The 13,805-nt window shown below is 46.5% G+C and carries 9 protein-coding genes; 2 read left to right on the plus strand and 7 right to left on the minus strand.

Annotated features, from left to right (window positions below; all coding sequences use genetic code 11):
• Positions 1 to 10: 10 nt before the first annotated feature.
• The 5 genes from recC to BMZ72_RS11580 all read right to left on the minus strand — a co-directional run bounded on the left by recC (position 11) and on the right by BMZ72_RS11580 (position 8,928).
• On the minus strand, positions 11 to 3,202 hold the full coding sequence (recC, locus tag BMZ72_RS11560) for an exodeoxyribonuclease V subunit gamma (protein ID WP_089808379.1): 3,192 nt from the start codon (positions 3,200 to 3,202) through the stop codon (positions 11 to 13).
• Positions 3,203 to 3,218: 16 nt separating this feature from the next.
• On the minus strand, positions 3,219 to 5,024 hold the full coding sequence (recD, locus tag BMZ72_RS11565; RefSeq protein WP_089808381.1) for an exodeoxyribonuclease V subunit alpha: 1,806 nt from the start codon (positions 5,022 to 5,024) through the stop codon (positions 3,219 to 3,221).
• A gap of 101 nt (positions 5,025 to 5,125) precedes the next feature.
• Complete coding sequence (locus BMZ72_RS11570; protein ID WP_089808383.1) at positions 5,126 to 7,297, minus strand: xanthine dehydrogenase family protein molybdopterin-binding subunit; 2,172 nt, start codon at positions 7,295 to 7,297, stop codon at positions 5,126 to 5,128.
• 18 nt (positions 7,298 to 7,315) lie between these two features.
• A complete protein-coding gene (locus BMZ72_RS11575) occupies positions 7,316 to 8,305 on the minus strand; it encodes an FAD binding domain-containing protein (protein WP_089808385.1) in 990 nt (329 codons plus the stop codon).
• On the minus strand, positions 8,302 to 8,928 hold the full coding sequence (locus tag BMZ72_RS11580; RefSeq protein ID WP_089808387.1) for a (2Fe-2S)-binding protein: 627 nt from the start codon (positions 8,926 to 8,928) through the stop codon (positions 8,302 to 8,304). Before BMZ72_RS11580 ends, BMZ72_RS11575 begins: the two co-directional genes overlap by 4 nt.
• A 388-nt stretch (positions 8,929 to 9,316) precedes the next feature.
• Between BMZ72_RS11580 and BMZ72_RS11585 the strand changes: the two genes are divergently transcribed.
• Positions 9,317 to 10,786, plus strand: coding sequence for an ATP-binding protein (locus BMZ72_RS11585; RefSeq protein WP_089808389.1), 1,470 nt, complete (start codon positions 9,317 to 9,319; stop codon positions 10,784 to 10,786).
• Position 10,787: 1 nt separating this feature from the next.
• The gene (locus BMZ72_RS11590; protein ID WP_089808391.1) at positions 10,788 to 11,210 is read left to right on the plus strand and encodes a response regulator; all 423 of its coding nucleotides are present in this window, start codon (positions 10,788 to 10,790) and stop codon (positions 11,208 to 11,210) included.
• Between the two features lie 3 nt (positions 11,211 to 11,213).
• On the opposite strand, the gene BMZ72_RS11595 is transcribed toward BMZ72_RS11590, so the two are convergent.
• Together BMZ72_RS11595 and BMZ72_RS11600 are read right to left on the minus strand one after the other, a co-directional pair.
• Positions 11,214 to 12,770 carry a UvrD-helicase domain-containing protein gene (locus BMZ72_RS11595; protein ID WP_089808393.1) on the minus strand — a complete coding sequence of 519 codons (1,557 nt, stop codon included), beginning with the start codon at positions 12,768 to 12,770 and terminating at the stop codon, positions 11,214 to 11,216.
• Between the two features lie 30 nt (positions 12,771 to 12,800).
• On the minus strand, positions 12,801 to 13,784 hold the full coding sequence (locus BMZ72_RS11600) for an ABC transporter ATP-binding protein (RefSeq protein WP_089808395.1): 984 nt from the start codon (positions 13,782 to 13,784) through the stop codon (positions 12,801 to 12,803).
• Between the last annotated feature and the right edge of the window lie 21 nt (positions 13,785 to 13,805).

Consider the following 13,805-nt stretch of genomic DNA (forward strand, 5'->3'; position numbering starts at 1 on the left):
CTTACCTGTATTAATTGTAATAACCCGGAATCATTTCTGCCAGCGGTACCAGCAGATGACTGCAAATCACTTTATAAGTATCCAGTATGGCTTCATCTTTAAAGAACCCATTTTCATACTCCCGGGAGATGTATGGGTCAATGGTAATGTCATCTCCTTTATCCAGCGCCTTATCTACCTTTTTACTGAACTTCGTAAAATCCAGTCCGGCTACATCACCCGGTTTGACATCAAAGTCAGGATAAAACGGTGTGATCTTCTCAAAACCATCCCTGAATATTTTCACTAATGCGGTCAGCCTTCGTAAAGCTTCATGCTGTGCCAGCGGAATTGCCTCAAAGGCTTCTCTTTTACTGGCGCCTGAGATAAAGCACATACCCTGCAATACACCAGCTGCCCGTCCCGCAAGATACCGGATATAAGCCTCCATCAGGTATTTATCTTCTCTTTTGGACCAGGATACCTGAACCAGTTTATCATCGAATACACTGTTGATCGTTCCTTTCAGCAAGGTACCTTCAATATCCAGGTTCACCTGTACCGATCGTTCTTCTGCACCATTGATACAGGCCCGGAATTTCTCACGTACCGGTTGTACTTCTGCCTCTATCTGCTGCAGCGCTACATAGGCCATATTCTTCAGCGGCAGGCGTCCTGTCTTCACCAGACGGATCTTCATGTTGGCGATAGCATTGCTATCCATCTGTAACAATTCGTTCTTCAGGCTCCACTTCTGCAAACTATCCAGGTGGAAGATCTCTGTTTCATTTAACAACACCTGTTCATCATTATAGTAGATGCCCAGTATTTTGTTATAGTAGGCCTTGAAAGGATTTTTAAAGAAGCGGACCAGTTCATCCAGGTCAATCTCTTCGATCGGCTGTTGCTCCATCGCTTTATCAGAACGGGTAATCGTGCGTTCCGGTACAGCGGTATTCAGGTAGCTATACAACCGTTCGTCACCCTGTCCATACTTCCTGCTAAAGCCCTGTAAAGGCTGTCTGGTCACAAGCCTGTTTCTGACACCCTCAGGATCTTCACAGCCGGATTCTATATAATCCAGCAGCTCATCCACTAAGGCAGAAGGCGGCATACGGCTGTTATCCTTGGCACTTTGTCCGACGTAACTGATATACAGGTATTGCCGCGCAGAAAGCACCGTTTCCAGGAACAGGTGTTTATCGTTATCCTTAACATTACGATCTCCCCGCTGTTTGTTTTTCTCCATCAGGTTAAAGCCGATCGGCTGTTCCCGGCGGGGAAACTTATCATAATCCAGTCCCAGCATCGCTACTACTCTGAAAGGAATACTACGCATCGGGATCAGGGAACAGAAAGTGATCCCTCCGTTGACAAACAAACCTGTACGCGTGGTACCCGTCAGTGTTTGCAGGAAGCTATGACTGAATACGTCAAAAGCTACGGTATCGCTCATATATTCATTCAGCAGGTTGTAATCCGACAACTGCTGCATGAGTGTATTATAGTCTTCGTCTACTTCCTCTTCCGGTTCATAGACCATATTGTGCAGTATGCCTTCTATATACTCTACCCAGCCACTGATACTACGTCCTTTCTTACGATCTTCTATAGCGGAGATCAGCACTTCTGCAAAATGACAAAAGCGGATCACCTCCAGACTATCACTGCCTTCCAGTATATCCAGCGGAAAGAAACCCTCTTCTCCTCTGCCATATTCCTGATCGCCACTCATACAGATGCCATACATGATACGTTTGATACCATATTTCCAGCTAACAAGATAGGTCTCATCTTCTTTAGCGCCGTGAATACCAAAACGGATATTCGCCTCGTCAACAACATGCCGGATCAGCGGTACATTGTTAACACCAAAGCGCTTGCGGATATAGGAAGAATCCAGCAACTGGAGCACTTCCTCCGCCTTGAAATTATCCTCATTCAATCGGAGAATAGCATGTAGTGCATTGAACAAGTTATCGCTGTCCGCATAACTTTCATCCGCGATCGTATACCGGAACTTGTAAGGTGCGTTGTTAAAGATCGCCTTGATATAAGGCGCATATACATCGATATCTCTCACCATGACAACGATATCACGGGGAGATAAGGTTTCTCTTTTTTTATCTACAAGATGTACAAGATAGTTGTACAGCACTTCTACTTCACGGGCTACGGTGTAACAATTGTTGATGGTAATGGAACCGTCTTCCACATCTTCCGGGAAGATAGGATGCCGGTCCTCATTTGCATTCAGAAAGATATCATGCTGTACCTTATTCAGCAGGGTATCCGGCTGCGGTTCCACCAGTCCTTCGCTTTCGTAGGCATTGATAAAAGCATCGTATTTGAAGAATAGGCCGAAAGTATCCTGTACGACCCTTCCCCATCCCATCAGGAGTGGATTACCCGCTGTGTCAGATTCGTGGATAGGACGGCCTTTCAGTCGCCAGCGCGCCTGTTGTTTTTCACTCTTATCATCAAACCAGTAGAGTTCCGGAGAAGGATTGATGATATGAAAATAGATATCAATGAAAGAAGACAACTCATGCAGGATCTGTACGTGATAAGCTGTGATGATGGAGAGACCAAACAGGTGTACGGTATTCATCCGGTGTGCCAGTGTCTCCTGGTGATCAGGATTCTTCAGCATATCCAGAATGTGCTGACCTATAATAGTTTTATCAGGCAGTGCATGACCAGATACTTTCTTCGCTTCCGTCCAGAGGTACTGCTGCCAGTCCACTTTTGCAAAAGGATCTTCCGGTGGCGCATTCCATTCATTGATCATCTCCGGACGATAGATCTGGTACTGATCAAAAAGGTCAGCTGTTCTTTCTGCCAGGGCCATTCTTTTCAGATCGCTATCCGGTTCTGTTGTATGATAATAAGTAGCGACGGCGGGATAGGTTTCCCGGAATATATCTTCTCCCAGCAGTTTGTACAACAGCCAGGTAAGATTCCTACCGGAAAGCATTTCCGAATACTGCCCATCCATCAGGAAATAGATCTGATGGATCAGGTCATTCGGTTTGAGGAAACGGCAATTGGCAGCAATACCCAGGTATTCTGCCAGCTGTAGTTTCAGCCAGTTGTTCATACCTTCCGTCTGTGTGACGATAAGGTGTTGTTCAAACACCTGGCTGTTAGAAGCTTTCAGTGTCTGTGCCAGTCCCATGGAAAGATTCTCCAGGGAATTGGACACTCTCAGATATAGTGCCATACGTGTTATTCAATTATCAGGGGCGATCGTCTGCAAAACGCTGTCCGATACCCGAAGCTCTTTCCACAAAACGTGTTGCGGTCAGTAACAGCACTTCCGCCGATGACTGTACATACACTTTCTGTTTCGCCCTGGTTACACCGGTATAGAGCAACTCTCTTGTCAGAATAGGAACATCTTTTGCGCGTGGCAGGATCACCATTACTTCTTTAAACTCAGACCCCTGGCTTTTGTGAATGGTCATCGCGAATACGGTTTCTGCTTCTGTCAGGTATCCCGGCAGGATCGCTTTCAGTTCGCCATTACTATCTTCAAACCAGGCCATCAGCACGCCTTGTTCATCCGTACGGATGATACCGGTGTCTCCGTTAAAGAGTCCGTGTTCATAGTAGTTGCGGGTCAATATCACAGGCCTGTTCTCGTAGAATTCAGCATTCACACGGATCAGGCGTTTATCATGCAGGATCTTTTCTATGTTTCTGTTGATGGCATACAAACCTTCCTCTCCTTCCCTGATCGCACATAAGACACGCAGATCGTTGAGCAACTGCAATGCCCTGCGGATATCCTTTTCCACAATAAAGGCACTGTAACCGGCTACAAACTGTGCAAATAGCTCTTTGGAATAGGTTTCATCTATTGCGACCTGCTCATCTGCACCCGGTGCCAGAAAGCCCTGTATGGCTACCTGGTCATTTGCAATGATCGCCTTACTGAATTTACCGATCCCCTTGTCTCCGCTGAAACGATGGCTACGGCGTAATTCAACAAGATGCTGGAACAAAGGATGATGATCATTTTCTTTGATCTGACTCACCGCTAACTTTCTTCTTTCATCCGGGATAAAGGAGTTGATAAGTGCAAGGCGTTCTTTGGTGAACATGTTCAGTTCATCCTGTGCCTGACAAAGATCACCAAACAAGCTACCTGCTTCAACAGAGGCCAGCTGGTCCTTATCACCCAGTAAAATCAGCCGGGTACCATTACCAATGGCAGCCAGCAGTTTTGCAAACAGGGCCACATCGATCATGGAACATTCGTCCACGATCACCACGTCATAGTTCAGCGGATTCTCCGCGTTATACACAAAGTAGGGACTGTCTTTCTTCGATCGTAATAAACGGTGAATCGTACTTGGGGCCAGACTACGGAACTGCGCGGTGATGGAGTCATCCACGGGCAGCTGTGTATTACGCAGACTTTCCGCCATACGCGCAGCGGCCTTACCTGTTGGCGCCGCCAGGGCTACCTTCAGGGAAGGATCCAGATAATAGAGTATCGCGAGTATTTTTGCTACCGTAGTGGTCTTTCCTGTACCCGGACCACCGGTGATAATAGTAAAGTTGTTCAGTACACCGCTTACAGCAGCACTGAGCTGCCAGTCGGCCGGATCACCGCCATCGGCTACAAATGCCGGTCCGGCAGCAAACAGATTACTGATAAAAGTACGGTTGGTCTCCAGCATTTTCAGTCTGTCGGCCAGTACTTCCTTTTCCGTCGCCAGGAACTGGTGAATACGTTGCAGAAAGATGGTCTCATACCGGAAATACCTTTGCAGATACAGCCGTTCCTGGTACAATACAAAAGGCTGACTATCATTTCCTCCTTTTGCTACCAGGGGAATCTGCTGTAAGGTCCTGCTGCCTGCTGGCAGATTTTCACAAAAGGCCGGCAGATCGTCAGCAGCCTCCACAGGTCTGTTCAGGTGCAGGCAGATATGCCCTTCGCTGAGTTTCCGCGAAAGCAGGTAAGCATACGGTTTTAAGGCCGGTATCTGGAAATATTCTGCAAACTGTTGGTGGACGTCGTTGATTGTATGCATATCTCGTCAGCCTCCCCGACAGAGGCAATCTGTGAAATTACGATTTTGCACGCTTGCATACAAAAAAGAGGCCCCCTGAAAGGGAGCCTCTTACAAAACCGTCAGGCAGACAATATCTTATCAGGTGTGATCGGCAGTTCCCGGATACGCTTTCCGGTAGCATGATACACCGCATTTGCCACAGCAGCGGAAAATCCTATCAGGGCAATCTCCCCCATTCCCTTGGATCCCATCGGATTACTATATGGGTCGGGTTTGTCAATAAAGATCGTTTCTATATGCGGGACGTCGGCACTTACCGGTACGTGATAATCACCCAGATTGTTGTTCACAAAACGACCAAAACGGTGATCAATGATCGCTTCTTCTGTCAGCGCCATCCCGATACCACCGGTAACACCACCGATCATCTGGCTGGCAGCCGTCTTCGGACTGACAATCCTTCCGGAGTCGGCGACTGTCACCACCCGCTTTACACGCACAACACCCGTATGCGGGTGTACCCTTACTTCGGCAAAATGGATAGAGAAGGAATACATGGAGTATTTATCCTGCTCAGCACCACCTTTGGAAGATTTGGTTACTTCGAAGAAAGTCTTGTTCTGTGTAGCCAGCACCTGTTGCATGGTGGCTGTTTTACCCACTACCGGTTTCACTGTTCCATCTTCAAATGCAAGACCTGCTTCCGACAGCAATGCTTTTAAGGCGGTACAGGTATCAAATACCGCCGAACCTACGGATGATACGGTAGCAGATCCACCCTGACTGCCTGATGGCGGCAAAGCCGCGTCTCCCAGCTCAAAACGTATTTTGTTGATAGGTAATCCGGTTACTTCATGCGCAATCTGTACCATGGCAGTACTGGTGCCAGGACCGATATCGCTGGTCGCGCTTTGTAAGATCAGTGTACCGTCTGCATTCAGCTGTGCACGGCAGGCAGATTCCCCTCGGTGTGCGCCGAAAACACCTGTACTCATACCATATCCCACCAGCCACTCACCGTCTTTCATGGAACGGGGCTCCCGGTTGCGTTTATTCCAGCCGATCTTTTCACTACCCAGCTGATAGGCTTCTTTCAGGTTATTACTGGAGAATGGTTTGTTCTTTTCCGGATCGGTTTCCGCGAAGTTCTTCACCCGGAAATCCAGCGGGTCCATATTCACTTTATACGCCATTTCATCGATGGCCGATTCCAGCGCAAAAGCGCCTGTCGCTTCACCAGGACCACGCATCCAGATAGGAACGCCTCTGTCCAGTGGTACAATACGGTATTTAGTCGTTACGTTCGGGCAGGCATACATGAACCGTGTCATGGCCACTGTGCCTTCCGTAAAGTCATCATAACTCGCCGTTTCAGCGGTTGCCTCATGATAGATGCCCTGTAACTGACCATCTTTATCCGCCCCCATACTGATATGCTGTATGGTGTAAGGACGGTGACCTACCAGTGAGAACATCTGCTGACGCGTCATCACGAGTTTAACCGGCTTTTTCAGCTGACGTGCAGCAGCGACTACGGCTACTTCCTGTGGCCAGGTACGTAATCCCATGCCAAAACCACCACCGACAAATTCGGAATATACCTGTACATTCTTTTCCGGTATTTTAAAGGCTCCGGCCAACGTGCGCTGTGTGGCTTTTACACCTTGTGTTTTCGCATATACTTTCAGCTGATCCTCTCCTTCCCATATAGCCAGTATACCTGCCAGTTCCATTGGGTTGTGTACTTCTACAGGAATGGTGTAATCCGCTGCAATGGTCACAGGCGCCGTTTTATAGGCCTCTTTCTGCTCACCACGGGTATAATCGCCAAAACGACCAGGCATGGCTGCTTTCTGTGTGTTTTTCAACAGGTCGGTCTGATGTTCGGTTTTATTGTAGGTCGTCGTTACCAGCGAAGCAGCATATTGTGCACGCTCCAGGGTATTTGCAACTACCAGTGCGATCGGCTGACCGTTGAAGAGTATCTTATTACTGCCCAGCATGCGGTATTTCTCTCCGCCGGAAGGCAGTTTCGCATTGCTGTTTGGCTGATCAGCCCAACCAGGTACGGCGGGCATATTCAGGTGTGTATATACTGCCAGTACACCAGGTGCACGTTCAGCATTTTTTGTATTGATCGTAGCGATAGTACCGCGGGTGATTGTGCTTGTCACCATTACACAGTAAGTAAGACCCGGCACTTCAAACTCTGCGAAGTATTTCGCCTTACCGGTTACTTTAGCTCTTCCGTCTACCCTGTTCAGCGGTTCACTTTTTTTATCTGTTCCCATTCTTTGGGTTTTAAGTGTTTAGATATTACCGTTTGCAGCGGCGAGTTTCAGTGCCTCCACGATAGTGTTGGGCGCTAATGTGAGTTTAAATTCATTACTGCCCTGCGACTTTGCAGGCGCCATCACTATACGGGCCGCCTCCTGGAAGTTTTCTATTGTAGCTTTCTTTCCTTTGAGAAAAGCTTCTGCTTCTTTTAAACGCCAGGGTTTGTGTGCTACACCACCCATTGCCAGACGTACATCGGCGATATTATTGTCTTTGAGGGACAAAGCAGCACCCACCGATACCAGTGCGAAAGCATAGGAAGCGCGGTCACGCACCTTCAGGTAATGTGCATATCCGGCTACTTCGTTAAAAGGAATATCAACGGCTGTGATCAGTTCTCCACGCTGTAATGTATTATCTACCTCAGGTGTATCTCCCGGCAAACGGTGAAAATCACCAAAAGGAATTTTACGTTCCCCTTTTGGCCCCTTCACAGTTACGACTGCATCCAGTGCTGTCAGTGCTACACACATATCGCTGGGATGTACGGCGATACATTTATCACTCGCGCCAAAGATGGCGTGCATACGGTTGAATCCTCCGATAGCGCCGCAGCCTGAACCAGGCGCTCGTTTATTACAGGGCATGGCTGTATCGTAGAAATAATGACAACGGGTACGCTGCATCATATTACCACCGACAGTTGCCATGTTCCTCAACTGCGGAGAAGCACCTGCTTTCAGTGCGAGAGACAATAGCGGAAAGTGTTTGATGATCAGCGGATGCTCTGCTACCGTTGTATTTTTAACCAGTGCACCGATACGCAATCCTGTCTTTGTTTCTTCGATCTTTGTAAGCGGCAGCCGGTTGATGTCCACCAGGCGTTCTGGTCCTGTTACACCACTCTTCATCAGATCCACAAGATTGGTACCGCCAGCCAGGAATGTAGCTGATTTATCTTTGGAGACAGCAGCAATAGCTGCATCAGGGGAAGTCACCCTTACGTAGCTGAACTGTTTCATATCTTCTTCCCTCCCTGTTTTACATCCATGATCGCATCCACGATATTGGAATAGGCGCCGCAACGACAGATATTACCACTCATATATTCTCTCACTTCATCGGGTGTACCGGCGTGTCCTTCCCTGATACAACAGATCGCCGACATGATCTGACCCGGTGTACAGTAGCCGCACTGGAAGCCATCATGCTCCAGGAAAGCTTCCTGCATTGGATGCAGATTATCGCCGTCTGCCAGTCCTTCGATGGTAGTCACCTCACGACCTTCTGTTGTAAGCGCCAGAGTCAGACAGGCGTTCACACGCTCTCCATCTATATGTACTGTACACGCGCCACACTGTCCGTGGTCACAACCTTTCTTTGTACCTGTCAGCTGTAATCGCTCACGTAACAGGTCCAGCAGGGTCACACGCGGTTCTATCCTGACACTTTGCTTCACGCCATTGATCACCACATTCAGTGGCATCGTCTCTATGACAGCTGCGATCTTTTCATCAAGCTCCTTTTCGGCTGCTTTGAGCACCGTTTCAGGTGCAAGCGCCAACGCTGTCATCAAAGAGGTTTGTTTAAGGAAAGAACGCCGGGAAGTACCGGTCTGCTCTTCATTCCTGAGTTGGTCGTCCATAATCTTGCTTCGTTATCAGTTTGACAGTATTTTTCTTATTCCTTATCTGTGTAATAGTAGTTATATAGGGCTACATGCTATCTGTGTACCAGATGATTTCAACATAGTCAATTTATCAGACACCAGCGACTATGAATATGACGAATGGCAGATGCGATCACAAGGTTAAAAACATTTCAGCCGCTGTTGATATACAAATTACTGAATAGTATGCACTAACAGACAAAAGCGTTATGTTTGTAAACACATAACGTAATTGACGTACGTAAAGTAATCTGACACAGAATAGATTGCCACTAAAACTATACCGGAACTTTGATACTTTGCTTACTATTTTCCGGAATAGTATCGCTGGCTGTTTTCACATTTTTTGTTACCATTGCGCACTATGAAGATTTCTCACTATATATTCCTTGGATTCGTATCAGTACTGATACTGTTTTCCATTACGACATTCGTGAACTTCAGTCTGTCCAATGCGGTAACAGAAAACAATGCTTATTTCACCCGTTCCACCAACCTGGTGCGCAACAGCAGCCGCTTTCAGCGGAACGTACTCACGATGGTCAATGGCCTCAGAGGCTATCTGCTCACGGGTGAAAAATCTTTTGTAGAGGCCTATGATACGGCTAACATCGAAAATGAGCTCATCCTGAAGGAACTCTCGTCTATGCTCACAGACACGCTACAGATCGATATGCTGCGGCAGATCAAAGAGCTGAATGACCAGTGGACAGAAGAATATACCGATCCCCTGAAACAGGCGAAAATGTCAGCGTCTATCAGTCGCCAGCACCTGGATACCTTCAACATGATCTATAAAGAAAAATTTGCTTCCGGTCATGAGCAGGCTATTCAGGCAGCATTGCAGGATAGGTTCAAAACATTTTCTGCATATGAATATGCCCGCAGGGATGATCATAAGGAGGAACTGGCAGCTTCTGTTGTCAACACCAATAGACTTTCGCTGCTATTAACGTCAGCTTCTATCATACTCGGGCTTTTCATCATCATCTATGTGACCATGAAAATATCCCGCCGTATCAAAGTGATGACGGATATGGCCAATGATATTGCCGGTGGGAACTACAACGTAACGATCAAAGATACCGGCAGCGATGAACTGAGTGCGCTGGGAGATGCGCTGAATCATATGACAGAAGAACTGGCAAGGAATATCACCTTATTAAAACGATCCAATGAAGAACTGGACCAGTTTGCACATATAGTATCGCATGACCTCAAAGCGCCGCTGAGAGGCATTAGTAATGTCGTATCATGGATAGAGGAAGATCATAAAGAAGAACTTACACCGAAAGTGAGCGAATACATGGAGCTGATAAAAGGCCGTGTAATAAGGGCAGAAAACCTGATTGAAGGTTTGTTGTCCTACGCAAAAGCGGACAGGGAAGAGATCGAAAAAGAGGAAATCGCACTCAACTCACTGGTCAAAGAAGTCCTGGACACACTGCCCGATATGGACCGTGTGAAGGTCGAAATGGCCGATCTTCCCGTTATACACGGAGAAAAATTGTGGTTATTTCAGATTTTTTCAAATCTTATTGGCAATGCGGTCAAACACAACGAAAAGCCCGGCCCTGCTGTAAAAATCTACTATGAAGAACGGCCTGATCACTATGAATTTTTCATTGAAGACAATGGAAATGGCATTGAAAAGCACTATCAACGGCGGATTTTTACTATTTTTCAGACTTTAAAGGACAGGGATAGTTTCGAAAGCACAGGTGTTGGATTGGCAATTGTCAAAAAAATTATAGAGACCAAGAAGCAACATATCAATGTGGTCTCCGCACCGGGCAAGGGTTCTGTCTTTTCATTCACCTGGTCAAAAGATTAAAATGCAACCGATTAATATTTTACTGGTAGAAGATGATAAGCTGGATGTGATAGATATTAAGCGTTCACTTGATAAATTGAATATTTTCTATAAACTGACGAATGCCAGGAATGGCGAAGAGGCCATCACACTGCTGGATGAGCAGATCAGTACCGGCCATGAAGCCTTACCTGATGTCATGCTCATTGACATCAACATGCCCAAGGTAAATGGTCTTGAAGTACTGGAATACATGCACCGGAAAGAAGAGCTGAAACAGATCAAACGATTTGTACTGACTACTTCCGGCGACAGAACAGACAAGATTACTGCTGAAAAGCTCGGTGTATCCGGCTATATCATCAAACCGCTGAAACTCAACAGCCCATCCGCAATGGATGCCTTCAATCTGATGATCGACCTGCTCAATTTCAAAAAGAATTAGTCTTTATTTTTTCACTCCGGCGTAGACATAGCTCTCACCCTTTGTTTCTGCTCCGGAGACCCTTCTTTGTTTAAGCACTGGTATCGCTTTCTTTTGTCCGGTGAGGATTTCCTGTGGAATATACAAATGGCTCTTTGCCCTTGTAATAGCAACATACAACAGATTGATCTCTTCTGAGAGCTTCGACATATTGACTTTATCGATGTTCTCTGCCATCTTCACTACTTTGTCATGGGTGATGTAATCATTGGTCAGTGTTACCTCATCATATTCCATTCCTTTACAGCGGTGTACTGTAGAAAAGATCATATCAGCCTGTTCCTTATCATCATGATCAAGGTGGCAGTCTTTTAGTTTTTTGATATAACCGGGGATCTTCTCTCCATATTTCTTCACAACATCCACCAGCATACCCAGTTGGGTTTCGCCGGTTGTTTTGATATATTCCTCCAGGTCTTTCATACTATCCATCGCAGCAATGGTCTTATCCCGTATACGGCCAACATCGCCGGTATGCAGATTCAGTATATCATAGATGGAAGCGCCATCATTGGCGTAAGTATAATTTTCGATCCTGCCTTCAAAATAGATCGTTTTTATCTCTTTCTTTTCAATCAGCAGTTCGATGGCTTTTACCAGCAATCCGGCATTGGTCCTGGCTACTACAGCCCTTGTATTGGCCTTACGGGACTTGCCGAAACCGATGACCTTTACCGTCAACGGATTGCTATACAGCTTCTTCCACTGTATGACATAAGACGCCAGATCTGCTATATCCTGATCAAAGCGGAAACTGGTACTGAGTGTATATAAAGGGTAACTAAGTTTGTCGAGTGAATTGACAGCGTAACGCCAGCCATAGATCTGCTGGTGGCTATCTCCTACCAGTACCTTGGTGCCCTCCTGAGAACGGAATACATCCAGCATAGCACCGGAGGCATCCTGTCCTTCATCAAACAGGATCACATCAAAGTTCAGTCTGGGTCTTGCAAGCTGGAATTTCTTCAGATAGAAATCGTGTGTGATAGGGATTTCGCCCTTATTCATTTTGTCCAGAAAAAGCCGGGTCTGATACTGAATATCTTTTTTGTATTTAGTAGCAAATTCGATGGCTTCCCTGTCAGTGAGCGTATCTTCATAATCGAGGTCCTGCACCTTTGCGGGCGCACTGTTACAGAAATAAGAAAGATAGGCATTGATATGTGTAGCGAGAATAGACTCTGTATGTTTGCCCTTGAGGCCGCGCAATTTTAGGATATCCACTATCTCATTCAGTTTATACCCTTCACCTTTGATGGTATATTTTGATCCCCTGACGATATAGTAATGCGCCAGTGAGTGCGCAGTTTCCACCCGCACATTTGCAAGTTTCACTTCTGCAAATTTGCGTTCAGCCTCCTGTTTAACAGTCTTGTTGAATGCCAGATAAAGGATGCTTTTATCCGGTCTTGCTTTCGCATATTCAATAAGTGTAGTGGTCTTACCGGCGCCGGCAACGGCGATGATCCTGATGTCTCCTTTACTTTTGATAATGGCAGCCTGCTCCTGGGTCAAATTCATGGCCCGAATTTACATCATCTCATGTTATTATCAGGCATACCAGACGTCCGTTGGGGATAAAGAAAGATAAATATCTTCTCCCTTTCTGAGATCGTTGTTATCTGTTTTTACGGTGATGGTCGCAGCAGGCAGTTCTACCGCCACTTCATAACTGCTGCCCATAAAGCTCACATCTTTGATCTTTCCGCTGAGTCCATGTTGTCCTTTTTCCACAATACGGAAACGCTCCGGACGGATAAACAGACTTTTACCATTGAGATGCAGACCGGATACTTTGCTGAAATCAGTGGCCTGTGCAGAAGGGATCATGTTATAGCTGCCGAATAATGCCGCTACATATTCATTGACCGGCTGGTGATATACGACTTCAGGAGCACCCTGCTGTACGATCTGACCATCTTTCATGACGATCACCTCATCAGCCCAGGAAAGCGTATCAACCGGGTCATGAGACACCAGCAGACAGGTAATATTCAGGTCTTCACTGATCTCACGGATCACGGCTTTCAATGTATTTTTGAGAATAGGATCCAGGTTGGAATAAGGTTCATCGAGAATCAGCAGACGGGGAGCTGTAGTGAGCAAACGGGCTAAAGCCACACGTTGCTTTTCTCCACCGGACAACTGATCATTTTTTCTTTTCATAAGGTGATCGATACGGCAGATCTTATAGAGTCTTTCCGCATCTTCATCAGCTAACATATTGGCGTAGGCAAGGATCTCTTCCATGCGGTAATGGTTACGCAGTTCATAGTGCTGGGAAAGGTAAGCTATACCTGGCTGACCAGGTAATAAACGCTCCAGCGGTCCTTTCACTTTCACGTCCTCAAACCGTACTTCACCACCGTCTGACTGCGTCAGACCACCGACTATTTTTAACAGGGTACTTTTACCAGATCCTGACTCTCCTACGATAGCGACTTTCTGGAAAGCTTTCTGTGTGAAGCTTACGCCTTTCAGCACTTCTTCTTCCCCTTCCTGCTTGCGCACGTCCGTTACTTCTAACAAATTCATATAAAGCTGATATCACATAAA

This window comes from Chitinophaga sp. YR627 (assembly GCF_900114995.1).
Classification (GTDB): Bacteria; Bacteroidota; Bacteroidia; order Chitinophagales; family Chitinophagaceae; genus Chitinophaga.